Raw genomic sequence first — 25,663 nt, 5'->3', positions numbered from 1 at the left:
ACCCCTAGGTGAACATCGTCTTCGCCGTGGCGTAGCGGCCCGCCGGCACGGACTTGAGGTGCGCAACGGCGTCCTCGAGCGAGACGAGCTCGATGTCCTCGCCGTGCAGCGCGACGCATGTGTCGAAGTTGCCCTCGTGCGCGGCGCGGGCGGCGTGGACGCCGTAGCGGGTGGCCAGCACGCGGTCGTAGGCGGTCGGGGTGCCGCCGCGCTGGATGTGGCCGAGGACGGTGGTGCGCACGTCGTAGCCGAGGCGCTTTTTCACCTCGTCGGCGATGATGTGGCCCATCCCGTTGAAGGTGGTGTGGCCGAACTCGTCCACGTCGCCGAGGCCCGCGTCCATCGTGCCCTCCTTCGGCGTGGCGCCCTCGGCGACGACGATGATGCCGTACTTCTCCCCCATCTGGAAGCGGCGCTCCATGGCCTTGCAGATGTCGGCGATGTCGAACGGCTCCTCCGGGATGACGGTGTAGTGCGCGCCGCCGGCGATGCCCGCGTGCAGCGCGATCCAGCCGACGTGGCGCCCCATCACCTCGACGATGAGGATGCGGTTGTGGGACTCGGCGGTGGTGTGCAGGCGGTCGATCGCGTCGGTAGCCACGGAGACCGCGGTGTCGAAGCCGAACGTGTAGTTCGTGGCGGCGACGTCGTTGTCAATGGTCTTGGGCACGCCCACGACCGGAATGCCGTTGTCGGAGAGCCACTTCGCGCCCTTGAGCGTGCCCTCGCCGCCGATGGCGATAAGCGCGTCGATCCCGGCGTCGTCGAGGTTCGCCTTAATCGTGTCGATGCCGGCCTTGAACTTGTCCGGGTGGAGCCTGCCGGTGCCCAGAACCGTGCCGCCGCGCAGGAGGAGGGAGTCCATGTACGCGTCGTCGTAGAGGTCGACGCGGCGGTCCTCCATGAGCCCCACCCAGCCGTCGCGGTAGCCGACGACGGTCGAGCCGTACTCCTTGTTGGCGGTGCGGACGATGCCGCGGATGACGGCGTTGAGGCCGGGGCAATCGCCGCCGGAGGTCAAAGTGGCAAGTCGCATGTTCCCAGACTAGCGCCCAAGCCACAGCGACGACACCGCGCCGACGACCATCGCGGCGAGCGGCAGGGTGAGCGATGGGGCGGCCGTCGCCTCGATGCCGCCGGAGGCAAGCACCTTGCCGACGAGCGCGACGCCGAGCACGCTGCCGACCTGCCGCGCGGTGTTGTACAGGCCTGACGCCGCGCCCGTGTCGCGCTCGGCGATGCCGCCCATGGTCACCGCCGCGTTCGGCGCCCAGACGAACGCCCCGCCGATGCCGAGCAGCGAGGTCACCGCGGTGAACCACCACGCCCCCGCCCCCGCGTGCACGAGTGCCACGGCGAGCGCGAGCCCGGCCGCGCACACCGCGAAGCCGGCGGCGCAGAGCCGACCCGGGTCGCGCCGGTCCGTGAGGTAGCCGGCGACCGGGGTGAGCACGAGCGCGAAGACGGACATCGGGGCGGAGATCGCGCCGGACGCCGTCGGCGACGCGCCAGCGACGGCCTGCAGCCAGTACATCATCGGGATGAACATGGACGCGACCGTGAAGCCCATCGCCGCGACGCCAAGCGCCCCGAGCGCGAAGGTGCGCTGGCGCATGAGCTCGAGCGGGAGGAAGCCGTGGTCCCCGCCGTTGCGCGCGGTGGCAACGAGGGCGGCGAGCAGCGCCGCGCCGGCCACGAGCGGGAGCCAGCTGCCGAACTGGATGCCGTAGACCGCGAGCCCGAGGCCGGCGAGGGAGAGGAGGACCGGGAGGACGTCGATACGCGAACTGCCCCGCGGCAGCCGCGGCAGCGCAGCGAGGCCCGCCACGAGCGCCACCGCCCCGAGACCGGCCTGCGCGAAAAACGCAGCGCGCCACCCGGCGGTCTCGGCGACCGCGCCCCCGGCGACCGGGCCGATGAGCGAGGCCACCGAGCCGATGACGCCCCACACGGCGAACGCGCGGCCCTGCGTGTCCGCGGCGAAGACGCGCGGGATGAGCCCGAACGCCTGCGGCAGGAACACCGCGGCGCCGAGGCCCTGCAACCCGCGCGCGGCGACGAGCGACGGGAACGACCACGATGCGCCCGCGAACACGAGCGCGGCGACATAGATGGCCAGGCCGATGAGGAAGATGCGGCGCTGGCCGAAGGCGTCGCCAAGACGGCCCGTCGCCGGCATCGGGGCGACGGTGCACAGCAGGTAGACGGTGGTCAGCCACACCGCGCCGCCGACGTCGTACGGCAGCAGCGGGGTGATCACGGGCATGAAGCCCTGGTCGATCAGGACAAGAAAATACCCCGCAGCCAGCGCTGCCAGGGTATTCCAGGGGTTAACGGCCGGCTTCAAACGCGGCACCCACGCGGTAGAGGCGGGCGTCCTCGAACGCCGGGGCGATGAGCTGCAGGCCCACCGGCAGCCCGGTGTCGGAGGCCTCCCCCGCCGGCACCGACATGCCGGGCAGGCCGGCGAGGTTGAGCGGCAGGGTGAACAGGTCGAAGTTGTACATCGCCAGCGGGTCGTCCACCTTCTCGCCGAGCTTGAACGCCGTGGTGGGCACGGCCGGGGCGGCGATGACGTCGCAGGCCTCGAAGGCACGCGCGAAGTCTTGCGCGATGAGCGCGCGCACGCGCTGCGCCTGCAGGTAGTACGCGTCGTAGTAGCCGACAGACAGGGCGTAGGTGCCCAGGATGATGCGGCGCTTCACCTCCGCGCCGAAGCCCGCGCCGCGGGTGGCGGCCATGACCTCCTCGGCGGAGTGCGTGCCGTCGTCGCCGACGCGCTGGCCGTAGCGCATGCCGTCGAAGCGGGCGAGGTTCGAGCTCACCTCGGAGGTCTGGATGAGGTAGTAGGCGCCCATCGCGTCCTCGAAGTGGGGGCAGTCCACCTCGACGAGCTCCGCGCCCTGGCGTTCGAGCTGCGCGTAGGCGTTCTCGATCGCCTCGTTGACGCCATCTTGCGTGCCGGGGCGCTGGAACTGCTTCACGCGGCCGATCTTCACGCCGCTCAGGTCGCCGGACGCGCCCTCGCGGGCCGCGTCGGCGCACTTCGGCACCTCGCGCTCGACGCTCGTGGCGTCGAACTCGTCCGCACCGGCGATGATCTCGTGCAGCAGCGCCGTGTCGAGCACCGTGTTCGCGCACGGGCCGACCTGGTCGAGGGAGGACGCGCAGGCGATGACGCCGTAGCGGCTCACCCCGCCGTACGTCGGCTTCACGCCGACGGTGCCGGTGAGCGACGCCGGCTGGCGGATCGAGCCGCCGGTGTCGGTGCCGATACCCAGCGGGGCCTCGCCCGCCGCCAGCGCCGCCGCGGTGCCGCCGCCGGAGCCGCCCGGCACGCGCTCGAGGTCGTGCGGGTTCTTCGTCGGCTTGTACGCGGAGTTCTCGGTGGAGGAACCCATCGCGAACTCGTCGAGGTTCGTCTTGCCCAGAATCGGGATGCCGGCGTCGCGCAGGTGCTTCACGACGGTCGCGTCGTACGGGCTCATGTAGCCCTCGAGCATCTTCGACGCAGCGGTCGTCGGCGCGTCGGTGGTCACGAGCAGGTCCTTGAGCGCGAGCGGCACGCCCGCGAGCGCGGAGGCCGGCTCGGCGCCGCTTTTCACCTGCTCGTCGACCTTGTCCGCGGCCGCGAGCGCCTCGTCGGCGCCGACGTGGAGGAACGCGCCGAGCTCGCCGTCGACCTCGGCGATGCGGTCGAGGAACGCCTGCGTCACCTCGCGCGAGGTGACCTCCCCGGACTGGATCATTCGGGCGAGCTCGTGCGCCGGCTTAGCGACGAGACCTTCGGCCGGCATCGTGTACTGCGTCATCTTCTACTCTCCCTCTCCGAGAATCTGCGGGACCACGAAACGGTCGTCCTCCACCGCCGGCGCCTGGTCGAGCGCCTCGGCCTGCGTGAGCGTCTTCTTCTCCACGTCCTCGCGCATGCCGGCCTCGATGGCGTGCGGGTGGCTCATCGGCGTCACACCCTCGGTGTCCACGCTCTGCACCTTCGACACCGCATCGACGATCGTGTCCAGCTGCTGGGCGATGTCGTCCAGCTCCTCGTCCTTCAGCGCGATGCGCGCCAGGCGTGCGATGCGCGACACCTCGTCGCGTGAAATCTCAGCCACAGTCCATTCCCTTCCACGTCGCGTGGGTTGCGTTTACCGCGGTTCATCTTACGGCACGGCGCTCGCCTCACCCGCGAGCGGTGAGGCGCACCGGCAGGGACGCCCAGCCGCCCACCGGGTGGGTTTCGCGCTCGCCCTCCCCGGCGCGGGAGAGCTCGGCGACGGCGAGGAGCTCCTCGGTGAGCGCCTGCAGCTCGACGATCGACAGCGCCCGCCCCGGGCAGGCGTGCGGCCCGGCGCCCCAGACGAGGTTGCCGCTCGCGTTGGCGTCCGGGTCGAAGCCGTCGGCGTCGGCGAACGCATCTGGGTCGCGGTTCGCCGCGGTCCAGTGGATGCGCACCCGCTGGCCCTCCGGCAGGTCGACCCCGTCGAGCTGGACCGGGCACGTGGTCACGCGCCGGTTGCTCACGAACGGCGAGTCGGCGCGGAGGATCTCGTCCGCGATCGCGCCGAACTCCCGGCGCGACACGCCTTGGCGCAGGCGGTCCTGCAGCTCCGGGTGCTCGATGAGCGCGTCGAGCACGACGCCGATGCAGTACGCCATCGAGCTCAAGTCCCCCGCCGTCCAGTTGCGCAGCACCGAGACGACCTCGTCGAACTCGAGGCGGCGCCCGAGGCTGTCGTCGTGGACGAGGCGCGAGGTCACCGAGTCGTCCGGGTGCTCCTGCAGCGGCTCGACGACGGAGCGGATGATGGCGTCGAAGCGCTCGGCGACCTCGGCGGTGCGCGCGAGCTCGCCGGAGCGGGTGGCGGCGTTGTTGTCCGCGACCCACGCCACGAGCGTGTCGTCGAGCTCGGCGGGCCAGCCGAGCCAGGTCGTCATCGCCCGCACCGCGTACTGCGCGCCCAGGTCGTTGACCGAGTCGACCGTGCCGCGAGCGGCGGCGTCGGCGGCGAGCTCGCGGGCGATGCGGCGGAACTCCGGCTCGAGGTGGTCGACCTGGTCGGGGGCGAGGTAGGCGTCGATAAGCGAGCGCACCTTCGTGTGCTCCTCGCCGTCGAGGCCGTTGGGCAGCTGTAGGAAGCGCGACACGCCGGAGGAGAAGCGCTGCGGGTCTTCCGCCACGTCGCGGGCGAGCGCGTTGCCGGTGACGACGATCTCTTCGCCGTCGCGCGCGAGCTTCGCGTCGCGTTCGAGCAGGGCGTCGCCGTAGGCGCGCGGCTCGGATCCGGCGAGGGGCGCGTCGATGAGGTTGTGGTGTTCCATGGCAATCCTTCCGTCGAAACGTGACCTTCAATGACCAACCGTACGCCCGCCGCCAGGTGCGCCGGTTGCTATAAATGAGGCCATGTCCTACCTCATCCGCGTATCGCTCCCGGACGTCCCTGGCAGCCTCGGACAGCTGGCCGAGGCGTTCGGCATGGTGGACGCCGACATCAACTCCGTCGATATCGTCGAGACCGGCACGGACGGCACCGTTACCGACGACATCGTGGTCTCGCTGCCCACCGGGGTCATGGTGGACACCCTTATCACCGCGGTCGCCGCCGTCGACGGCGCGGAGGTGGACTCAATCCGCCCGTTCACCGGCCGCGTCGACCGGCGCGGGCAGATCCAGATGCTCGCGAAGATCGCCGCGCAGACGCGCAACACGGCGAAGACGCTCGACGAGCTCGTGCGCGTCGTGCCCGGCGCGGTGACCTCCTCGTGGGCCGTGGTGCTGCGCAACGGGGAGGGCGGCCTCGAGCGCGTCGCCGCCTCCCCCGCCGCGCCGGAAGACGACGGCTCCACGCCGCAGATGCCGCCTCTCGACGGCGCGCGCGTCCTCCAGCCCGACTTCGACGCGTGGCTGCCGGCGTCGTGGTCCCAGCTTGGCACGGCGCTGACCATGACCCCGCTGCACGGCACGGACCTCGTGCTCGTGGTGGGCCGCGTCGGCGGGCCGGACTTCCTCGCCTCGGAGGTCACGGAGATCGGCGACCTCGGCTGCATCGTCGGCGCGATGCTGCGCTAGCGCTCCACCAGCGCTACGCCAGCGCGTCCGGCCCGCCCTCGAGCAGCTGGACGAACTGCGCCTCGGTGAGGATCGGGCGGCCGAGCTCCTCCGCCTTCGCCGCCTTCGAGCCGGCGTTCTCGCCCACGACGACGTAGTCGGTCTTCTTGGACACCGAACCCGCCGCCTTGCCGCCGCGCGCAAGGATCGCCTCCTTCGCCTCATCGCGGGTGAAGCCCTCGAGCGAGCCGGTGACCACGACGGTGAGCCCCTCCAGCGTCTGCGGGGCGCGGTCGTCCTCGCTCGATTCCATGGTCACCCCGGCCGCGGCCCAAGCGTCCACGATGTCGCGGTGCCAGTCCACGGTGAACCAGTCTTTGAAGCTCTCGGCAATTACCTCGCCGACGCCATCGGTTTCGGCGAGTTGGTCCGTCGGTGCGTCGATAAGCGCCTGCATCGAGTGGAAGCGCGCGGCGAGCGCGCGGGCGGCGGTGGGGCCCACGTGGCGGATGGATAGGGCGACGATGACGCGCCACAGCTCTGCGCCCTTGGCGGTCTCGAGGTTGGCCAGCAGCTTTTTCCCGGCGGCGTTGACCTGTCCGTCTTTGCGGGTGTACGCGCTGGATTTGCGCAGGTCTTCCTCGGTGAGGTCGAAGAGACGGGCTTCGTCGACGAGCACGCCGGAGGCGATGAGGTCGGCCGCGCCCTTCTCGCCGAGCGCCTCGATGTCGAACGCGCCGCGCGAGGCGAGGTACTCGAGCCGGGCGGCGAGCTGCGCGGGGCACGAGCGGGTGTTCGGACAGCGCCAATCGGCGTCGCCCTCCCGCGCGGGGGCGAGCTTCGTGCCGCACGCCGGGCAGTGTTCGGGGTAGACGAAGGCGCGCTCGGTGCCGTCGCGCAGGTCGGCGACCGGGCCGAGCACCTCGGGGATGATCTCGCCGGCCTTGCGCACCACGACGGTGTCGCCGATCATGACGCCCTTGCGCTTGACCTCGTGCTGGTTGTGCAGCGTGGCCAGGGACACCGTCGAGCCGGAGACGAACACCGGCTCGAGCACGGCGAACGGGGTGGCGCGGCCGGTGCGGCCGACGGAAACCTCGATGTCGAGCAGCTTCGTGGTCACCTCCTGGGGCGGGTACTTGTACGCGATGGCCCAGCGCGGGGCGCGGGAGGTGGCGCCGAGCGCGCGCTGCTCCGCGACGGAGTCCACCTTGACCACCAGCCCGTCCATCTCGTGGATCGCGTCGTTGCGGTGGTCTCCCCAGTAATGCACGGCCTCGATGACCTCGTCGGCGGTCTCGGCGCGGCGCGTGTACTCGGAGACGGGCAGGCCCCACTTGGCCAGCGCCTCGTAGGCCTCGTGCTGCGTGGCGGGGGTGAATCCCTCGCGCGCGCCGATGCCGTGGCAGATCATGTGGAGCTTTCGCTTCTTGACGTCCTCCGGGTTCTTCTGCCGCAGGCCCCCGGCCGCGGTGTTGCGCGGGTTTGCGAACGGCTTGCCGCCCTCGGCCTGGCGCAGCTCGTTGAGCTCGCCGAAGTCCTCGGGCCGGATGAACACCTCGCCGCGGACCTCCAGGAGCGCCGGCGGCTCGCCGCTGAGCGTGTGCGGGATGTCCTCGATGACGCGGGCGTTGGCGGTGATGTCCTCGCCTGTGGTGCCGTCGCCACGCGTGGCGGCGCGGGTGAGCTCGCCGTGTTCGTAGATGAGGTCGATGGACAGCCCGTCGATCTTCAGCTCGGTGAGGTAGGGCCCCGGCGCCTTGGACAGCCACTCGCGCATCTCGTCGTCGGAGAAGACGTTGTCCAGGCTCATCATCCGCTCGGGGTGGCGCACGTCGGCGAACGCGCTGTCCGTGGGCGCGGCGCCGACCTCCTTCGTCGGAGAGTCCGGCACCGCGAGCTCGGGGTGCTCCTCCTCGAGGGCCTGGAGCTTGCGGAAGAGCGTGTCGAACTCGGCGTCCGAGATCACCGGCTCGCCGTTGTAGTAGAGGTCCCGGTGGTGGCGCACCTGATCGGCGAGCTCGTCCCATTCGTGGAGCAGATCGGCGGAAATTTCACTCACGCGCACCGAGTGTAGTTCCCGCCCGGTGCGTGTCGGCGCGCTCACTACAATGACCGCCATGGCCACATTCGACGCCTCCCGCATGCTCTCCTTCGACCTGGAGACTACCTCCGCCAACCCGCGCGAGGCCCGCGTGGTCACCTCCGCGCTCGTGCGTATCGACGGCTCCGCGGTCGACGCGAAAGAAACCCTCGCCGACCCGGGTGTGGAGATCCCCGAGGAGGCCGCCAAGGTCCACGGCATCACCACCGAACAGGCCCGCGCGGAGGGCCGGGACCACGACGAAGTGGTGCGCGAGACCGTCGAGGCGATCAAGCGCGGCTGGGAGGACGGACTGACCCTGGTGGTGTTCAACGCCCCTTACGACCTCACCGTCCTACGCGGTCTGACCGGGGACTTCACCGTCACGGGGCCGGTGTACGACCCGCTGCTCGTCGACCGGGCGAAGGACCGCTATCGCAAGGGCCCGCGCAACCTGAGCGCGATGTGCGAGCACTACGGCGTGCGCATCGACAACGCCCACGAAGCCACCGCCGACGCCTTCGCCGCGGCGCGCGTGGCGTGGGTGCAGGTGCGCAAGGCCTACCCGGAGCTCGCGCAGATGGACACGGGCGACCTCATGGAGTTCCAAGCCGTGGAGTACTTCCAGCTGCAGGAGGACCGGAAGCGCTACTTCGAGGCGAACGGGCGCGACGCGTCGAACGTGCTGCCCGGCTGGCCGATGCTCGGCTAGGCCAGCGCCTGGGCCATCTCGCGGGCGGCCCGGTAGACCGCCGCGGTGTCCAGCAGGGTGCGCCCGCCCTCGGCGTAGACGTCGATCGTGGCCGTCGCCGGGTCGATCTGCAGCTCGTCGAAGATTCGGTAGAGCTCGCGCGGTGCCATGGTGGGGATGGCGATGCGCGTGCCGCGGTCGAGCAGCCGGGCGAGCGCGTCCTTGTCGGCGGTGCGCGGGTCGACGGTGAGCCAAGGGACGTCGCACAGGATGGTCGTGTTGAGCAGGTGCTCGCCGAAGCGCGCCAGCGTCTCCTCGGGCTCCGGGATCGCGCGGATGGTCTCAAAGTCGGTGGCGCCGGCGAGCGTACCGGCGACGACTTCGGGCAGGCGCGGCTCGTCGAGCTGGAGCACGCATCCGCCGAATCGCTTGGCGACGTCCCTCCGGTGCCCCTCGCTCACCTCGAGCAGCGCGTCAGTGAGGTCACGCAGCGCGCCCGGATCGGAGATCATGCGGTGGCCGTTCGGCATCTCGATCTCCGCGGCGAGCGTGAATGGGCCGACAAGCTGCGCCTTCACCCGGTCTACCTTGCCGTGCCAGAGCTCCTCGAGCCGGTCGAGGTCGCGCTCCATCCGGTCCGCGTCCCCGCGCTTCCGCGGTGCGACGCGCCACCCGCGGGGCCCGGGCGCGACCGGGATCTCGAGCAGCGCCGCCGTGCGCCCGATCAGATTCGAGCCCAGCCCGCGCTCTGGGAGCTGCGGGACGTGCGGCAGCGGGGTTTCGCTGAGCACGACGTCGGCGGCCTGCTCGAAGTCCATGCCGGGCATCGGGCCGAGGCCGAACGCGGTGGGTGGGAGCTGGTTCACGGCGTCCGATGCTACGCCGTCGCGCAGATCGTCCCGGAGCCGAGCACGATGTCGCCCTGCCCGTCCGGGTCCGGCAGATACAGCACCGCGGCCTGCCCGCGCGCCACACCCTCGAGCGGCTCGTGGAGCTTCAAGGTCATCTCGTCCTCGCCGATGAGGGCATCGCACGTGACGACGCCTCCGTGCGCCCGAATCTGCACATTCGCCTCGAGCGCCCCCTCCATCGCGGGGTGGAGCCGCTTGAGCCGGTCCGCGGTGATCTCGGTGATGCGCAGCGCCTCGCGCGGGCCGACGGTGACGGTGCCGGTGGCGGTGTCCACGTCGGTGACGTAGCGCGGCTTGCCGTCGGCGGCCGGTACGCGGATGTTCAGGCCCTTGCGCTGGCCGATCGTGTACTGGAACGCGCCGTCGTGCTCCTTGAGGTCGCGGCCCTCGGTGTCCTTGATCATGCCCGGGCGCATGCCGATCGAGCGGCCGAGAAACGCCTGCGTGTTGCCGTCCGGGATGAAGCAGATGTCGTAGGAGTCCGGCTTCGAGGCGGTGGCGAAGCCGTGGGCCGCGGCCTCCTCGCGGATTTGTGGCTTTTCCGTGTCGCCAACTGGGAAGATGCAGCGGTCCAGCTCGTCGCGGGTGAGCACGCCGAGGACGTAGGACTGGTCCTTCTTCGGGTCTTTGGAGCGGCGGAGGTTGCCTTGGGCGTCGATAATCGCGTAATGCCCAGTGGCGATGGCGTCGAAGCCGAGCGTGACCGCGCGGTCGAGCAGCGCCGCGAACTTGATCTTCTCGTTGCAGCGCAGGCAGGGGTTCGGTGTCTCGCCGTGCTCGTAGGACCAGACGAAGTTGTCGATGACCTCGTCCTTGAACCGGTCCGAGAAGTCCCACACGTAGAACGGGATGCCGAGCTTGTCGCACACGCGGCGGGCGTCCGCGGAGTCCTCGAGCGAGCAGCACCCGCGGGCGGACTCGCGCGTCTGCTGTGCGTCTTTGCTCAGCGCCAGGTGCACGCCGACGACGTCATGGCCCGCCTCAACCAGGCGCGCAGCGGCGACTGAGGAGTCGACTCCCCCGCTCATGGCCGCCAATACTCGCATGTCGCGGGAGTGTAGTCCCGTGAGCGCGAAAGGCGAAACGTCGGGCCGTACGGATGGGGCACACCCTAGACTTGTACCCCCCTGGGGTATTAACGTGGGAGACGATCGTCGTGCTAGGCCCCGTCACGGCCGAACCGATCACAACTATCAACTGCAACGAAAGAACAGAACCATGAACGACAGGCACACCCACTCCGACGCCGGACCCGGTGGACACACCAGCCATCACGGGCACGACGCTCACGAGGCCCATGCAGGACCCGGTGGTCACGAGCACGCAGGACCCGGTGGTCACGAGCACGCAGGACACGGTGGTCACGAGCACGCAGGACACGGTGGTCACGTTGCCCAGTTCCGCAGACTCTTCTGGATCATGCTGGTTCTAGCGATCCCGGTTGTCGGATTTAACGAAACCTTCGCCCATCTCATCGGCTACCAGCTGCCTGACGCGGAATGGGCCCAGTGGATCTCACCGCTTTTGGGAACGGTGATCTACTTGTGGGGAGGCCGGCCGTTTTTGACTGGGGCTGTATCCGAGATCCGCTCCCGTAACCCCGGCATGATGCTGCTCATCACGCTAGCGATCACTGTTGCGTTCATCTCGTCTTGGGGTGCGAGCCTGCACTTACTGGATCGCGAACTGGATTTCTGGTGGGAACTGGCGCTGCTGGTGGTCATCATGCTGCTGGGACACTGGATCGAGATGCGCTCACTCGCCCAGACCACCTCCGCCCTGGACTCGCTTGCGGCACTCCTGCCCGACGAGGCTGAGAAGGTCGACGGCGACGAGGTTGTGAAGGTTACCCCGGCGGATCTTGAGGTCGGCGATGTCGTGATCGTGCGGCCCGGCGCGTCCGTGCCTGCCGACGGCACAATCGTCGAAGGCAGCGCCAGCATGGACGAGTCGATGGTCACCGGTGAGTCGAAAACGGTGCGCCGCGGTGAAGGCGAGCACGTAGTCGCTGGCACCATCGCGGCAGACTCGGGCCTGCGCATCAAGGTCACAGCCACGGGTGGCGACACCGCGTTGGCCGGCATTCAAAAGCTCGTCACCGATGCCCAAGAATCGTCATCGCGGGCGCAGCGCCTCGCAGACAAGGCTGCCGCGTGGTTGTTCTGGTTCACCCTCGGCGCCGCCATTCTGACTGCCGTAATCTGGACGATCGTCGGGGTACCGAACGACGCGGTCGTGCGTACCATCACCGTGCTCGTCATCGCCTGCCCCCACGCCTTAGGTCTCGCGATCCCGCTGGTTGTTTCAATCGCGACGGAACGCGCCGCCCGCGGTGGGGTGCTGATTAAGGACCGGCTCGCGCTTGAATCCATGCGCAACGTCGACGCCGTGTTGTTCGACAAGACCGGCACCCTCACCAAAGGCGAACCGACCGTCACCGCGATCGACCCCGTCAGCGGATATGAGGAAGCAGACGTGCTCGCGCTGGCAGCGGCCGCCGAGGCGGACAGTGAGCACCCACTCGCTCGCGCCATCACCGGTGCGGCGGAGACCCGTGACGTGGCTGTGCCGAGTGCCAGCGACTTCTCCTCGTCGCCAGCCGTGGGCGTAAAAGCGACGGTCGAGGCAAGAACGGTCGAAGTCGGCGGCCCCTACCTGCTTGAGCAGCACTCCGTAGACGAGCTTCCGGTCGCCGACCAGTGGCGCGAGGAAGATGCGATCATCTTGCACGTGCTCGCCGACGGCGAGGTGATCGGAGCCTTGCGGCTTGCCGACGAGATCCGTCCCGAGTCCCGCGACGCCGTCGACGCTCTGCGCGCTTCTGGCGTTCAGGTCGTCATGATTACCGGCGATGCGCAAGCGGTCGCCGACTCCGTCGCTCACGATCTGGGTATTGACCGGGTCTTCGCGGGCGTGCGTCCCGAGCACAAAGCTGCAAAAGTCAAGGAGCTGCAGGGCGAGGGCCACAAGGTCGCCATGGTCGGCGACGGCGTCAACGACGCCCCCGCGCTGGCCCAGGCCAATGTCGGCATCGCGATCGGTGCCGGCACAGACGTGGCCATCGGCTCGGCGGGCGTCGTCCTGGCAAGCTCCGACCCGCGTTTGGTGCTTTCGGTCATCGAGCTCTCCCGTGCGACCTACCGGAAGATGAAGCAGAACCTGTGGTGGGCGGCAGGCTACAACCTGCTGTCCGTGCCGCTGGCCGCCGGTATCCTCGCCCCAATCGGGTTCGTGATGCCGATGAGCGTCGGCGCAATCCTGATGTCGGCCTCGACCGTCGTCGTCGCCCTCAATGCGCAGTTGCTCCGCCGTCTCGACCTCACCCCACAGGGCAGCGCCGACCGTATGCTCAACCGATCCAAGTGACCCGACACCGCTCACACCATCCAGGAGGCCCATGATGAACGACCACGGCTACATCGGCGATAAAGACCGCTACCTCGCCCGGCTCAAACGTATCGAGGGGCAAACCCGCGGTATTCACCGCATGATCGACGAAAACGCCTACTGCATTGACATCCTCACCCAGATCAGTGCGGTAAACGCGGCCCTGAAGGGCGTAGCACTGGGCCTGTTGGACGACCACTTGAAGCACTGTGTTGCCGATGCGATGAGCGACGGTCAGGAAGCCGACGCAAAGATCGAAGAAGCGTCCGCAGCTATCGCTCGACTGGTGAAATCCTAGCCTCGAGTACCCTCACCTGCCATGGCCGCGAAAAGCGAGTTTTTCGAGATCGACACCGGCACCGCCGAGATCCTCCACGAGCCAGACGGCTCCATGGTCCTGCTGGTCAACGGCGTGCCCAGCTCTCACGTCGTCCCAGGCGAGCCGACCCGGTTGGATTTCGAGTACATGCGCTGGATCGCGGACTTCCTCGACGACGCGTACCCGGACGAGGCGAAGCCGAAGTCGCGCCTGACGCACCTCGGCGGCGGCGCCTGCACGCTCGCGCGCTACTTCGCGCACACCTGGCCCGGCTCGCGCAACACGGTCGTCGAGATCGACGGCGAGCTGGCTCAGCTCGCGCGGCAGCGTTTCGACGTCCCCCGGTCCCCCACCGTGAAAATCCGGGTCGGCGACGCCCGCGAGGAAACGGACGGCTTCAAACCCGCCACGCGCGACGTGATCATCCGAGACGTCTTCTCCTCGGCGACCACGCCGCGCAACCTGACGACGGTGGAGTTTTACCGCAGCGCGCGGGCGTCGCTCAGCGAGGGCGGCCTCTACGTGGCCAACTGCGGATCGCACGCGGACCTCACCGAGGCGAAGGAGGAGCTCGCCGGGATGTGCGAGGTGTTCCCGCACGTCGCCGCGATCGCGGATCCGCCGATGCTCAAGGGCCGGCGCTACGGCAACATCGTGCTTATCGGCGCGAACCGGCCGCTGGAAGCGAGCGACGCGCTCACCCGCAACCTGCTCAAGGGCGCGGTGCCGTCGCAGTTCAAGGGCGAGGCGTGGGCGCGGCGGCTGGCGACGTCGCCTCGGTTTGATCCCGCCGGCTGAGAAACTCCTTCACCACCGCCGCCATGTCCGCGGTCTTCATGTCGGGCAGGTAGCAGCTCACCACCGCGAGCCCGATGGACGGCAGGGCAAGCTCGTCGTCGTAAGCGAGGTTCCAGCTCGTGTGCGTCGGGTGGAACTTGTGCTTCGAGGCGGCCAGCGAGCGGAAGCCGTAGAGGGGCTCGATGGTCGCGCCGGTCTTGTCGAGGAGGATCTCGAGGAAGGCCGTCGGCTCGTCGGTACGCGCGAGCGGCGCGCCGGACAGCGACACCCAGCCCAGGCCCTCCGACCCGGCGACGACGGCCGCCTCCGCGAGCAGGTACTCGATGACGGGGCGGAACCCGTCCGCGTCGCGGCGCATGAAGTCGAGCGTGTACCCGGCGAGCTCGCCGTGCTCGTAGACCGGCAGCCAACTGGTCACGCCGTGCAGGCGGCCCTCCTCGTCGACGGCGAGGAGGAGCTTCGTGTCCGGGTCGCGCAGTTCCTCCAGGCCGCCGAGGGTAAAGCCCATCTCCGGCAGCGCCTTGTCGGCGACCCACTGTTCGGACAGCGCGGCGATCTTCTCGCGCATCTCGAAGCCGCAGTCCGCCCACGCCGTCCACACCGCGCGCACGCCTTCCTTCGCGGCGCGGTTGCGGGCGGTGCGGATGTTCTGGAACTTCTTGCCCTTAAACTCGAGGTTGTCGGTGTAGAGCACGGATTCCTCGGCGACGTGGAGGGTGCGAAAGCCCGGCCGGTCAAACGACGCCGGCACCGAGTACCACGCCACCTGCCAGCCCTGGGCGGCGGCGAAGCGCTCGAACGCGGCGGCCACGTCCTGCTCGGTCGCGCCCTCGCCGACCACGGGCGAGCCGACCGTCACCGCGATGTTGTGCGAGACGCGGTACGCGACGTAGCCAGCCTCGCCGGCGAAAAAGTAGCGGTTGCCGTCCCACTGGCCCATCCAGGCGAGGTGGTCGCCGGTGCCGTCGATAAGCATGCGCCTCGCGCGCTCCCGGTCGGCGCGCGCGGGGGCGGCCGGGGCGGCGGCGAGCACCCGGTAGAGCGCGACGAGCGCGACGGCCCAGAACACGACGCCGACCCACTCGTAGAGCGCCCACGCCGCACCCGAGTGTGGGAAGATGCGGTGGTCGAGCTGCACCGCGACCGCGGGCGGGAGGTAGCGCGCCGGCAGCTCCGCGAGCGCGTTGCCGAGCGTCACCTCGCCGATGAACCCGCCGCGCAGCGCCATGGCGCCGGCGACCCACGCGGCGGCCGTACCCGCGAGCGCGAGGCCGGCCGGCGCGAGCGCGGGGCGGGCGTCGGAGGCGACGGCGAACCGGGCGCGTGTGGCCACGAGCACCGCGAGCATAACCACCCACGGCAGCACGACGAGCGCGGTGTTGGCGGCGGTGAGCGCGTCCTCACCACGGCCCGCCACCTGGGCGGTAACCACCGCGAGCGACGCGACGCTCAGCGCCACCGCGCCCCACCACGCGAGCCGGCGCCCGCGCCGCAGCCCGGTGGCCAGCACCGCGGCGAGCGCGACGGGGACGATGTTGAGCAGCAGCGGCGCGAGCCCGTGCTGCTGGTTGATCGCCATCGCCTCGAGGCAGTCGAGCGCGCCGGGGTCGGCGCAGCGCTGTTGCACCTCGTGCGCCGCGACGGCCGGCTCCCACATGAGCAGGCTCTCGGCCGCGAACGGGCCCTGCGCGCCGGGGTTGAGCGCGGTGAGCACCGGGCCCACCGAGACCGCGACGAAGAGGACCGCGACCAGCACGCGCGATTCGCGTATCGACGTCCTCCGGCTCGGCCGCGTCGCCCCAAAGCTCAGCTCGCCCGCGATCCACCCCGCGACGACGGCCGTGAACGCGACAACGTCGGCGAGCGTGCCCGAGTACAGCACGAGCGTGCCGGTGAGCGCCGCCATGACGAGGCGCAGACGGCGCCGCCACAGCACGCCCATCGACGCGGTGGCGAAGGCGAGCGGGCCGAAGATCCAGGCGAGCGGGGTGCAGTAGACCTCGTTGGTGAGGTCGGCGCCCCACCGGTTGAACCCGGCGCGCTCGACGGCGGCGCCGAGGACGCACGCGATCGGCGCGGCGACGGCCTGCGAGGCGACGGCGGCAAGCGCGAACGCGCGCGAGCCCAGCTTCGCCTCCGCCGGCAGCGCGAAGCACGCTGCAGCGAGCGTGGCCACCACCGCGGAGGTGATGTTCGGCGCGGTGATCCCTGCGGTGAGCGCGTGCCAAATGTGCACGTCGGCGGGCAGGTTGTAGCCGAGGTCGCCGCGCCACGCGTACGCGGCCCACATGCAGGCCACGAGCGCGATGGTGACCGGTGTTGCCTTGAGTACCTTCATCGGATCCCTCCCCGCTGGGCGGCGAAATCGAAGTTCTCGCGCAGCGCGACGCGCCACACCTGGTAGCTGTGGCCGCCCGGCAGCGCGGTGTAGGTGGTGCGCATCCCCGCGGCCTGGGCGAGGTGGTTGAGGTGCGGCAGGGCGGCACTCGACATGGGGTCACGCTCGCCGGCGACGAAGCGGCCCGCGATGCCCCGGTACGTGTCCGACCCGGCGGCGCGGACGAGCAGCGTCGAGGGGTTGACGGCGAGGAACGCGTCCTCGTCGCCGCCGAAGAGCTCGTCGACCGTCTTCTCGTGCGTGCCCACGGTCGGCTCGGGCTCGCCGGAGAAGTCGAGGAACGTGCCGTAGGCGTGCGGGTTGTTCGTAACCACCTGCAGCGAGCACGTGCCGCCGTAGCTCAAGCCCCCGATGGTCCACGTGGACTGGTCGGGGTTGACGCGGAACGTGTCCTTGAGCAGCGCCGGGATGTCCTCGGCTAGGTAAGTCTGCATATTCAGGTTCGGCCCGTCGACGCAGGCGGGGTTGCCGGTGGTCGACCCGGTGCCGTCGACGCCGACGACGATCGGCGAGGCGCCGTCGTGGCCCTGTTGGAAGTTGTCGGCGGTCTGCGTGGCCTGGCCGTCGGTGAACCAGCCCATCGGGGTGCCCGGGCTGCCGGAGAGCAGCACCATGACGGGTAGCGTCGCGCCGTGCCAGTAGGCCGGCGGGACGTAGGCGACGGCGTCGCGCATCGGCGCCGCCGGCACGGTCACCAGCGCGCCAACCTCGCGGCCGTTGAGCGTTGGCGCGGACGTCGACTGCTCGAACTGCTCGAGCGTCATGTTCACGCTCACCGGCACGGGCCGGAACGACCCGACCGTCGGGTACTGCTGGTATTCCAGATTGGTACCCAGGTACGCGAGCGCGACCGCGGGCACCGCCACCGCCGCGAGCGCGAGGCGCCGCCAGCGTTTGGCGAAGACGACGCCCATCACGGCGAAGACGCCGACGGCCCAGCTCGAATACACCGGCACCGGGATGCCGTCCGGGAACGGCTTCGGCCACACGGAGAGGTAGAACACCACCACCGCCATCACCGCGGCGGTGGCCAGCGCCGCCCACAGCGTGCGCAGCCTCGGCCCCATGAGCCCGAGCACCGCCACGACCGCCAGCCCGAGCAGGCAGGAGATCACCGCCGCGGCGTCGTGCCCGACCACCGGGATCGCTCGAATCGCTTGCACGGTGAGTAGGTTTACTCCCCATGTCGCTCGCCGCCCAGATCCCGCCGCTACTTCCCGACCCATCCACAGCAAACTCACAGCCGCGCGTCGTCGTCGCGCTGCACGGCACGCTCGGCACCCCGTACGCGTTCCGCCCCCTCGCGCGCGAGCTTTCCGCCCGCGGCGTCGGCCTGCTCGCCCCCGCGTACGGGCGCAGGGGCACACTGCGTCTCGACGACTGCGCCGCCGCCGTCGCCCGCACCATCGCCGGGCTGCCGGATGCGGTCGAGCGTGTCGACATCGTCGGGCATTCCTACGGCGGGCTCGTCGGCTTGCGGGCGCTCGCGGTGCCGGCTGTGCGGGCGCGGGTGCGCACACTCGTAGGCCTCGGGGCGTGCTGGCGTGGCACCCAGACGGGCTGGGGGCCCGCGTGGCTCGTGCGCCGCGTGCTCGGCGAGTCGTTCGTTGAACTCGACGCCTTCCGCGGCGAGCCGGCCGTGCCCGCGGGGGTCGAGGTCGTCTCGGTGGTCTCGGACGCGGATCGGGTGGTGCCGGAGGCGTCGTCACGCTTGGGGCGCGTCGTGGAGCTGCACGGGGTGCGGCACAACGCGCTGCCGCGGCAGACCGGGGCGATTCTCGCGGCGCTCGGGTGCTAGGCCTGCTTCGCGGCGTTGTCGAGGAGGATGAGCAGGTCGCCGATCTGGTAGTTGCCGATCATCATGGTGCGCAGGTCGTCGACGGGCAGCTCGCCCTGGTTCGCGAGCGCGCGGACGAGGCCGGCGATGTTGTCCGCGTCGGTCGGGTCGAAGCCGGCGAGCCGGGCGGCGTCGATAAGCTGCTGCGCCCCAAGGCCACCCGAGGCGAGCGCGAGGATGGCGACGACGAGCGCGGTGTTGTCCTGCTCGAGCACCTTGAGCTCGCCGGAGTCCGGCGCCTGGAAGCGCTCGAGCACGCCGCCGCCGGCGCGCAGGTTGCCCGCGGCGAACTGGCCGAGCTGGCCCTCGTTGCCGTTGAAGATGTTCATGTCCACCGGGGTGTTGATGCCCACGACGCGGCCCGACTCGCTGCGCTGCCAGAAGCTCAGCTTGTCCCAGCCGCCGACCGGGGCGGGCGGCTGGTTCTGGTAGGCGGCGAGCCACAGCGGGTAGGACGTGAACGCGTTCGTGTTGTCCATGCGCTCGTACCAGAAGTAGCGGTAAGTGTAGATCATCGGGCGCTTGCCGGTCCGCGCCTGCACCTCGGAGAGGAACGTCTGCGTCCAGGCGGCGAGCTGGACGGGGCCGAGGCCCTCGTCGACCTCGAGGTCGAGCACCGGCGGCAGCTGCGTCGCCGGGCCCGCGTTGATCACGGAGGCGAAGTAGCGCGCCTGCGTCGCGGCGTCCTCCGCCGGGCGGGCGTAGTGGTAGGCGCCGACCTTGAGGCCAGCGTCGGCGGCGGCCTTGGCGTCCTCGTCGTAGTACTCGTTCTTCCAGCCCTCGCCCTCGGAGGCCTTCACGAAAGCGAAGTCCTGCCCGCCGATCGTGCCCACGGACTTCCAATCGATGGCGGCGCCGCCCGGGCGCTGGTGGCCGGCGACGTCGACGCCGGAGACGACGCCGGGAAACGACTGCGCCTCGGCGGGTTCGGTCACGGGCGCGACCGTGCTCAGCCCGAGGGCGAGCGTGGCCACGGCGGCGGCAACGGAGCGGATGCGGCGAGAGAAGTGCATGACCAACACACTAAAGCACTTGCGTCACACAAACCACACGCGACACGCGCGTTAGATCGCGCCGGCCGCGCGCGCCCGCTCCACCACGCCCGCGATCGCCGCGAGGAAGCGCTCGACGTCGTCGCTGGTGGTCGTCCTCCCCACCGTGACGCGCAGCGCGCCCATCGCCTCGCGCTCGGTAAAGCCCATCGTCTCGAGCACGTGGCTCATGCGCACCACCCCGCTCGCGCACGCGGAGCCGGCGGCGACCTCGATGCCCGCCGCGTCGAGCAGCATGATGAGCGCGTCCGCGTTCGCGCCGGGAAACATCATGTGCGCGTGCCCGTCGAGCGCGGGCTCCTGCGTAGCGACGATCACCTCCGGCACCGCCGCCGCCACCCCCGAGAGCAGCGCGTCGCGCAAGCCCCGCACCCGCGCCCGCTCGCGGCCCATCTCGGCGACGGCCTCCTCGAGCGCGGCGGCCGTCGCGGCAGCTGAGGCGACGTCGACGGTGCCGGAGCGGATGCCGCGTTCCTGGCCCCCGCCGAGGACGACCGGCAGCGGCGCCGGCGAGCGCCTGGCCAGCAGTATCCCCGTGCCGCGCGGGCCGCCGAACTTGTGGGCGCTCGCGGCGAGCGTCGTCGCGCCGCACGCGTGGAAGTCCACCGGCACGTGGCCGACGGCCTGCACCGCGTCGACGTGCACTGGCGTGCCGGCCGCGGACGCGCGCTCGACGACCTCGCCGACCGGCTGGATCGCGCCGGTCTCGTTGTTCGCCCACATCACCGCCGCCACCGCGGCCGGCTCGTCGAGCGCGGCGAGGTCGCGCACGTGCCCGTCGCGTCCCACCGGCAGCCACGCCACCTCCGCGACGGTCTGGCCCAGGGCCTTGACCGGCTCGAGCACGGCGGGGTGCTCGATCGGGGTGGAGATGACGCGGGGGATGCCGGAGGCCAGGTAAAGCCCGCGCACCCCGATGTTGTTCGCCTCGGTGCCGGAGCCGGTGAACACGACCTCGACTGGGTCCGCGCCGAGGGCCGCCGCGACGCGCTCACGGGCATCGGCGAGCACCGCGTTCGCGCGGCGGCCGGCGGCGTGCGGGCTGCCGGCGTTGAGCGCGCCCGAGTGCTCGACCCACACGTCGACGGCGCACTGGCGCATGGGGGTGGTGGCTGCGTGATCGAGGTAGGCCATGCCGGCCAGATTAAGCGTGCGCGCGGGCGGCGCACACATGCGCCACCGCCTGGTCGCCCACCCGCGCGATGACGACGCCCATCGGCCGGTCACCGCGCAGCTTGAGCTTCGCGCGCAGCTGGTCCGGGTCGACGTCGACGCCGCGCACGAGGATCTCCGCGCTGCCCGCCCCGTGGCCCGCGAGCGACTTGCGCAGCGCGCGCAGCGGCACCGCCTCAATGAACTCAAAACCGCTGTGGCCAGGCGGGATACTGTCGCCGGTGAGGAACGCGATGTGCTCGTCGAGCATGCTCAGCCCGTGGCGCGCCGCCCACTGCCGCACGAGCCCGGCGCGCACGACCGCCCCGTCCGGCTCGACGATGTAGCGGCGCGGCGCGGTGACTGCGACGTCGTCCGGGTCGCGGTCGGTGACGCGCTCCTCGGCGCCGCGCAGCACCACCGCTTCTCGACGAGCTCCGCCACCCAACCCCGGCGTATACAGGCACGCCTCCTTCACCCCGCCGTCGACGGAAACGACGCTGACCAGCCCGTCCCAGCCGGAGTAGTCGATGCCCGGCGCGCACTTCACCGCCAGCTCGCGGCCGGCGTAGGCGTCGAGCAGCGCGGGCAGGGGCGGCACGAGCTTCGCGGGGTCGGTGATGCGCCGGCCCCCGGCGCGGCGGGCGGGGTCGGCGACGACGACGCCGCCGCTGGTGACGGGCGCGAGCGCGTCGGCGCGGGCGAGCCAGGCGCCGGGACCGAGGTTGTGGCGGGCCATCGCGAGGCGGGCCGGGTCGATGTCCGAGCCGAGCCAGTCGACGCCGACCGCCGCGAACGCGGGCGCCTCGGAGCCGACGGAGCAGGTGACGTCGTGGACGAACGCGGCGCCGGCGTCCGCGATGCGCCGCGCCCGCACGCACGCGACGCGGGCCGGGGTGGCCTGCTGGGCGGCGTCGGCGTCGGTGAGCCAGTCGCCCGGGAACTTCCCCGCCGCCGCGCGCTGGGCGGCGATGAGCGCGCTCACCGCGCGGGCGTAGGCGCCGTAGCGGGCCTCGAGCGTCGCGCGGTCGGCGAACACGGTCTTCTTCGTCAGCGCGACCTGCGGCGCCACGTTCGCGATGTCGGCGGCGTTGGCGGCGAGAAAGCGCACCTCGTCGAGGTCAAACGCCACGGCCGCGCCCGATCCGGTCGACGGGGATGAAGCCGTAGAAGTCGCTGTAGCGCGCGTCCGCCACCGGGTCGCCGATGATCGGCGCGAGGTCCGCGTCCGCCACGGAGGCCAGGGCCGCGTCGACGTCGTCGTACTTCGCAATCTCGCGCAGCTGCGCCCACGTCGACGGGGCGAGGCGGACGAGGCCGTGGCGCCAGCCGTCGAGAAGCAGCTGCGGCGGGAACCAATTCGCGTCGTCCGCCTCGCCCGTGTTGGCGTCGGGCTCCTGGCCCCACGGCTGGGCGGCAACGAAAGTGAAGGTGTCGAACCAGTTGCCACTCTCCGAGCGCCCCACCCAGCGCGCCGCCGGTCGCAGCAGGTCGCCGGAGACGTTGAGGTTCGATTCGAGCAGCACGTCGGTGAGCGAGAGCTCGTGCGACTCGAGCTTGAGGCGACTCGCGTGGAACTGGCGGGCGTCGGCAAGCAGCGTGCCCTCGTCGTCGACGGCGAGGAGCGTGCCCGTCTCCTCGAACAGCTCGCGCACCGCCGCGAACATGAGCGCGTGCGCCTTGTACTTTGTCACGCCCAGCTGTCGGGCGAGCGAGATGGCGGAGCGGCCGAGCCACAGCTCCCCGTCGTCCCACGAGCGTGGCGGGAAGTCGCGCGAGTCCACCCCGCCGCCCGGGAAGACGGTGATGCCCGGGTAGTTCGGCATGGACAGCACCCGCTCCTGCATCCAGACCTCGAGCCCGCCCACCCCGTCGCGCAAGAGGATCACGGTCGCAGACAGGCGCGCGCCGCGGAACCCGCTCTGCTCGCCCGGGTCGATCGAGTCCGCGGCGTCGTGCGAGAGCGACGACGCCGCGGGGTTGATGCGCTGGTTCTGCGTGGGCATGGCTGCTCCCCCGGGGCTTACGCCCGGTGCGCACCCCCGCGCTTCGCCCGCGCCCGGCGCGCGAAGTAGCGCCCACCGTCACGCGTGACCTCGATCGGCTGGTGGTAGGCGTGCGAGACGTTGTCGGAGGTGAGCACGTCGTCGATGAGCCCCTGGGCGACGACCTCGCCCTCGTCGAGGAGCATCGCGTGGGTGAAGCCCTCCGGGATCTCCTCGAGGTGGTGCGTGATCATCACCATCGCCGGCGCGTCCGGGTCCATCGCGAGCTCGCCGAGGTACGCGAGCAGGTCCTCGCGCCCGCCGAGGTCCATGCCGGCGGCCGGCTCGTCGAGGATGAGCAGCTCCGGGTTCGTCATCACGGCGCGCGCGACGAGGACGCGCTTTTTCTCCCCGTCGGAGAGCGTGCCCCACGTCCGGTCGATGAGGTGCATCGCGCCGACCTGCTCGAGCACCTCGAGTGCCTGGTCGTAGTCCTGCGCCTCGTACTGCTCGCGCCACCGGCCGAGGATGGCGTAGCCGGCGGAGACGACGAGGTCGCCGACGCGCTCTTCGTCCGGCACGCGGTGCGCCACCGCCGACGACGTCACGCCGATCGCCGCGCGCAAGTCGCGCATGTCCGTCGCGCCGATGCGCTCGCCGAGGATGAACACGTTGCCCGACGACGGGAACTCCTGCGCCGAGGCCATCCGGATGAGCGTCGTCTTGCCTGCGCCGTTCGGCCCGACGACGACCCACCGTTCGTCGAGCTCGACCTGCCACGTCACGGGCCCGACGAGCGTCTGCCCGCCGCGGACGAACGTCACGTCGCGCATGTCCACGAGGAGATCGGGGTCCGTCACCAATTCGTCTGTCTGCTTCACAACCCCCATCTTGGCCTATTTCGCCCCGCGCGTGTGGGAGGCCCGCGCTACCCTTGCGTCAGGACTGCTGGCCGGCCGAGAGGGTTTCGAACATGGTTGCACGCTTGGGTATCGACGACGTCCGCCCCCAGATCTCCGGGCGCACACTGCCCGCAAAGGCCGTGGTCGGCGAGGTCGTGCCGGTTTCGGCGCTCGTGTGGCGCGAGGGCCACGACGCCGTATCCGCCACCCTTGTGCTCATCTCCCCCTCCGGCGAGCAGACCCGCGTGCCCATGCAGCAGGAGGTCTACCGCCCGGACTACGTCCACGCCGTGTTCATCCCCCGCGAGCAGGGCCTGTGGCGCTTCCGCGTCGACGCGTGGAGCGACCCGATGGCCACGTGGCGCAACGCCGTGGAGAAGAAGGTCGCCGCGGGCCAGACCGAGGCGCAGCTCGCCAACGACATCGCCCACGGCGCCGACCTCTTCGCCGCCGCCATCGCCCAGACCCCCTCGCCCGGGGTGCTCGAGGCCGCGCGCGCCACGCTTCTCGACGCCTCGTTGCCGCTCGCCGAGCGCATCGCCCCGGGCACGTCCGCCGAGGTGCAGGCCGTGCTCGCCGAGTACCCGCTGCGCGAGCTGGTCACGCGCGGACCGATCGCGGACATCCTCGTCGAGCGCCGCGCCGCGCTGGTGAACTCGTGGTACGAACTGTTCCCTCGCTCGACCGGAGGCGTCGATACGCAAGGCAACCCGGTCCACGGCACGTGGGCCACCACCGCCGCCGCGCTCGACCGCGTCGCGGCGATGGGCTTCGACACCGTCTACTTCCCTCCCATCCACCCGATCGGCGAGGTGAACCGCAAGGGCCGCAACAACACGCTCGACCCAGAGGACGGCGACGTCGGCTCGCCGTGGGCGATCGGCTCGAAGCACGGCGGCCACGACGCGTTCGACCCGGCGCTCGGCGACGAGGACGCGTTCCTCGACATGATGGACCACGCCAACGAGCTCGGCCTCGAAATCGCCCTCGACTTCGCACTCCAGGCCGCCCCCGACCACCCGTGGGCAAAGCAGCACCCGGAATTTTTCACCGTGCTGCCCGACGGCACCATCGCCTACGCCGAGAACCCGCCGAAGAAGTACCAGGACATCTACCCGCTCAACTTCGACAACGCCCCCGAGGCGCTCTACGCGGAGATCTACCGGGTGCTCATGTACTGGGTGGACCTCGGCGTAACCACCTTCCGCGTGGACAACCCACACACGAAGCCGGTGAACTTCTGGCACTGGCTCATCGCGAAGGTTCACGAGACCGACCCCGACGTCATCTTCCTCGCCGAGGCGTTCACCCGCCCGCCGCGCATGTACGGCCTGTCCAAGGCGGGCTTTTCGCAGTCCTACACCCACTTCACGTGGAAGACCACGAAGGCGGAGCTCACCGACTTCGGGCAGCTGCTCGTCGACGTCGCCGACGTGAGCCGCCCCAACCTCTTCGTCAACACCCCCGACATCCTCCACGCCTCCCTCCAGGAGGGCGGGCCGGCCGCGTTCGCGCTGCGCGCCACCCTCGCCGCGACGCTAAGCCCGCTGTGGGGCGTCTACTCCGGCTACGAGCTCTACGAGTCGCGCCCCGTCGCCGAGGGCAGCGAGGAATACCTCGACAGCGAGAAGTACCAGCTGCGCCCTCGCGACTTCGGCGCGGCGCTCGAGCGCGGCGCGTCGCTCGAGCCGTACCTCACGCTGCTCAACCACATCCGCCGCACGAACCCGGCGCTGCAGCAGCTGCGCCAGATCCGCTTCCACGACATCGCGAACGACAAGATCATCGCCTACTCCAAGGTCGACGCCGACAGCGGCAACGCGGTGCTCGTCGTGGTCAACCTCGACCCGCACGCCACCCAGGAGGGCATGCTGCGTATCGACGCACCTTCGGTCGGCCTCAACCCCGGCGAGACCTTCGACGTCCACGACCAGGTCACCGGCGAGCGCTACACCTGGACGGCCAACGACACCGGCAACTTCGTCCGGCTCGCCCCGGAGAAAAACGTCGCCCACATCTTCCGGCTGCCGGAGGTGCCACAGGCGCGTCGAGAAGCACTCGCCTACCGCCAGATTTCCGACCACGACTACCGCCCCTAA

At 70.7% G+C, this 25,663-nt stretch carries 23 protein-coding genes; 8 read left to right on the top strand and 15 right to left on the bottom strand.

Annotated elements, in window-relative coordinates:
* Positions 1 to 4 precede the first annotated feature (4 nt).
* The 5 genes from CJEDD_RS05755 to CJEDD_RS05735 all read right to left on the bottom strand — a co-directional run bounded on the left by CJEDD_RS05755 (position 5) and on the right by CJEDD_RS05735 (position 5,322).
* Positions 5 to 1,036, bottom strand: a complete 1,032-nt coding sequence (locus tag CJEDD_RS05755; RefSeq protein WP_042407011.1) for a 6-phosphofructokinase — start codon at positions 1,034 to 1,036, stop codon at positions 5 to 7.
* Between the two features lie 9 nt (positions 1,037 to 1,045).
* Positions 1,046 to 2,266: an MFS transporter gene (locus CJEDD_RS05750; RefSeq protein WP_232297705.1), complete on the bottom strand. Its 1,221-nt coding sequence runs from the start codon at positions 2,264 to 2,266 to the stop codon at positions 1,046 to 1,048.
* 64 nt (positions 2,267 to 2,330) lie between these two features.
* A complete protein-coding gene (gene gatA, locus CJEDD_RS05745; RefSeq protein WP_042407018.1) occupies positions 2,331 to 3,812 on the bottom strand; it encodes an Asp-tRNA(Asn)/Glu-tRNA(Gln) amidotransferase subunit GatA in 1,482 nt (493 codons plus the stop codon).
* Between the two features lie 3 nt (positions 3,813 to 3,815).
* Positions 3,816 to 4,115, bottom strand: a complete 300-nt coding sequence (gene gatC, locus CJEDD_RS05740; RefSeq protein ID WP_042407021.1) for an Asp-tRNA(Asn)/Glu-tRNA(Gln) amidotransferase subunit GatC — start codon at positions 4,113 to 4,115, stop codon at positions 3,816 to 3,818.
* Between the two features lie 67 nt (positions 4,116 to 4,182).
* A complete protein-coding gene (locus tag CJEDD_RS05735; RefSeq protein WP_042407024.1) occupies positions 4,183 to 5,322 on the bottom strand; it encodes a cytochrome P450 in 1,140 nt (379 codons plus the stop codon).
* A gap of 82 nt (positions 5,323 to 5,404) precedes the next feature.
* On the opposite strand from CJEDD_RS05735, the gene CJEDD_RS05730 reads away from it, so the two are divergent.
* Positions 5,405 to 6,070, top strand: coding sequence for an ACT domain-containing protein (locus CJEDD_RS05730; RefSeq protein ID WP_042407025.1), 666 nt, complete (start codon positions 5,405 to 5,407; stop codon positions 6,068 to 6,070).
* A 13-nt stretch (positions 6,071 to 6,083) separates the two neighbouring features.
* Here CJEDD_RS05730 and ligA read toward each other — a convergent pair whose 3' ends face one another.
* Positions 6,084 to 8,111: an NAD-dependent DNA ligase LigA gene (ligA, locus tag CJEDD_RS05725; protein ID WP_042407042.1), complete on the bottom strand. Its 2,028-nt coding sequence runs from the start codon at positions 8,109 to 8,111 to the stop codon at positions 6,084 to 6,086.
* Between the two features lie 58 nt (positions 8,112 to 8,169).
* Here ligA and CJEDD_RS05720 point away from each other — a divergent pair, with 58 nt between their 5' ends.
* Positions 8,170 to 8,844: a 3'-5' exonuclease gene (locus CJEDD_RS05720; RefSeq protein WP_042407029.1), complete on the top strand. Its 675-nt coding sequence runs from the start codon at positions 8,170 to 8,172 to the stop codon at positions 8,842 to 8,844.
* Here the strand turns inward: CJEDD_RS05720 and CJEDD_RS05715 are convergent.
* Positions 8,841 to 9,689: a uroporphyrinogen decarboxylase/cobalamine-independent methonine synthase family protein gene (locus CJEDD_RS05715; protein ID WP_232297706.1), complete on the bottom strand. Its 849-nt coding sequence runs from the start codon at positions 9,687 to 9,689 to the stop codon at positions 8,841 to 8,843. The genes CJEDD_RS05720 and CJEDD_RS05715 overlap by 4 nt on opposite strands.
* A gap of 11 nt (positions 9,690 to 9,700) precedes the next feature.
* Entirely contained in the window at positions 9,701 to 10,780 is a 1,080-nt protein-coding gene (gene mnmA, locus CJEDD_RS05710; protein ID WP_042407032.1) for a tRNA 2-thiouridine(34) synthase MnmA, read from the bottom strand.
* A gap of 209 nt (positions 10,781 to 10,989) precedes the next feature.
* On the opposite strand from mnmA, the gene CJEDD_RS12275 reads away from it, so the two are divergent.
* From CJEDD_RS12275 to CJEDD_RS05695, 4 genes are read left to right on the top strand one after another with little or no spacing between them, the layout of a single operon-like run.
* Positions 10,990 to 11,166: a hypothetical protein gene (locus CJEDD_RS12275; protein ID WP_332307888.1), complete on the top strand. Its 177-nt coding sequence runs from the start codon at positions 10,990 to 10,992 to the stop codon at positions 11,164 to 11,166.
* Positions 11,154 to 13,100, top strand: coding sequence for a heavy metal translocating P-type ATPase (locus tag CJEDD_RS05705; RefSeq protein WP_042407035.1), 1,947 nt, complete (start codon positions 11,154 to 11,156; stop codon positions 13,098 to 13,100). The genes CJEDD_RS12275 and CJEDD_RS05705 overlap by 13 nt, the downstream gene beginning before the upstream one ends.
* 31 nt (positions 13,101 to 13,131) lie before the next feature.
* On the top strand, positions 13,132 to 13,419 hold the full coding sequence (locus CJEDD_RS05700) for a metal-sensitive transcriptional regulator (RefSeq protein ID WP_042407036.1): 288 nt from the start codon (positions 13,132 to 13,134) through the stop codon (positions 13,417 to 13,419).
* Between the two features lie 21 nt (positions 13,420 to 13,440).
* Positions 13,441 to 14,238, top strand: a complete 798-nt coding sequence (locus tag CJEDD_RS05695; protein ID WP_273657665.1) for a spermidine synthase — start codon at positions 13,441 to 13,443, stop codon at positions 14,236 to 14,238.
* On the opposite strand, the gene CJEDD_RS05690 is transcribed toward CJEDD_RS05695, so the two are convergent.
* Together CJEDD_RS05690 and CJEDD_RS05685 are read right to left on the bottom strand one after the other, a co-directional pair.
* Complete coding sequence (locus tag CJEDD_RS05690) at positions 14,177 to 16,576, bottom strand: bifunctional lysylphosphatidylglycerol flippase/synthetase MprF (protein WP_042410221.1); 2,400 nt, start codon at positions 16,574 to 16,576, stop codon at positions 14,177 to 14,179. The genes CJEDD_RS05695 and CJEDD_RS05690 overlap by 62 nt on opposite strands.
* Positions 16,573 to 17,799 (bottom strand): alpha/beta hydrolase, encoded by a 1,227-nt coding sequence (locus CJEDD_RS05685; protein ID WP_273657664.1) that lies wholly within the window; start codon positions 17,797 to 17,799, stop codon positions 16,573 to 16,575. Before CJEDD_RS05685 ends, CJEDD_RS05690 begins: the two co-directional genes overlap by 4 nt.
* A gap of 20 nt (positions 17,800 to 17,819) precedes the next feature.
* Between CJEDD_RS05685 and CJEDD_RS05680 the strand changes: the two genes are divergently transcribed.
* Positions 17,820 to 18,434: an esterase/lipase family protein gene (locus CJEDD_RS05680; protein WP_042408732.1), complete on the top strand. Its 615-nt coding sequence runs from the start codon at positions 17,820 to 17,822 to the stop codon at positions 18,432 to 18,434.
* On the opposite strand, the gene CJEDD_RS05675 is transcribed toward CJEDD_RS05680, so the two are convergent.
* Genes CJEDD_RS05675 through CJEDD_RS05655 form a run of 5 tightly spaced genes read right to left on the bottom strand, consistent with a single transcriptional unit; the run spans position 18,431 to position 23,495 of the window.
* Positions 18,431 to 19,486: a glycoside hydrolase family 25 protein gene (locus CJEDD_RS05675; RefSeq protein WP_042408731.1), complete on the bottom strand. Its 1,056-nt coding sequence runs from the start codon at positions 19,484 to 19,486 to the stop codon at positions 18,431 to 18,433. The two genes, CJEDD_RS05680 and CJEDD_RS05675, sit on opposite strands and share 4 nt — an antisense overlap.
* A gap of 51 nt (positions 19,487 to 19,537) precedes the next feature.
* The gene (locus CJEDD_RS05670) at positions 19,538 to 20,659 is read right to left on the bottom strand and encodes a cysteine desulfurase family protein (protein ID WP_042408728.1); all 1,122 of its coding nucleotides are present in this window, start codon (positions 20,657 to 20,659) and stop codon (positions 19,538 to 19,540) included.
* A gap of 10 nt (positions 20,660 to 20,669) precedes the next feature.
* Entirely contained in the window at positions 20,670 to 21,809 is a 1,140-nt protein-coding gene (locus CJEDD_RS05665) for a THUMP-like domain-containing protein (RefSeq protein ID WP_042408725.1), read from the bottom strand.
* Complete coding sequence (locus CJEDD_RS05660) at positions 21,799 to 22,683, bottom strand: NUDIX hydrolase (protein ID WP_042408722.1); 885 nt, start codon at positions 22,681 to 22,683, stop codon at positions 21,799 to 21,801. The genes CJEDD_RS05665 and CJEDD_RS05660 overlap by 11 nt, the downstream gene beginning before the upstream one ends.
* Before the next feature lie 17 nt (positions 22,684 to 22,700).
* Entirely contained in the window at positions 22,701 to 23,495 is a 795-nt protein-coding gene (locus CJEDD_RS05655) for an ABC transporter ATP-binding protein (RefSeq protein ID WP_232297748.1), read from the bottom strand.
* A gap of 140 nt (positions 23,496 to 23,635) precedes the next feature.
* On the opposite strand from CJEDD_RS05655, the gene CJEDD_RS05650 reads away from it, so the two are divergent.
* A complete protein-coding gene (locus CJEDD_RS05650) occupies positions 23,636 to 25,663 on the top strand; it encodes a maltotransferase domain-containing protein (RefSeq protein ID WP_042408716.1) in 2,028 nt (675 codons plus the stop codon).

Source organism: Corynebacterium jeddahense (assembly GCF_028609865.1).
GTDB lineage: Bacteria > Actinomycetota > Actinomycetes > Mycobacteriales > Mycobacteriaceae > Corynebacterium > Corynebacterium jeddahense.
This window is presented reverse-complemented; position numbering and strand designations above follow the sequence as displayed.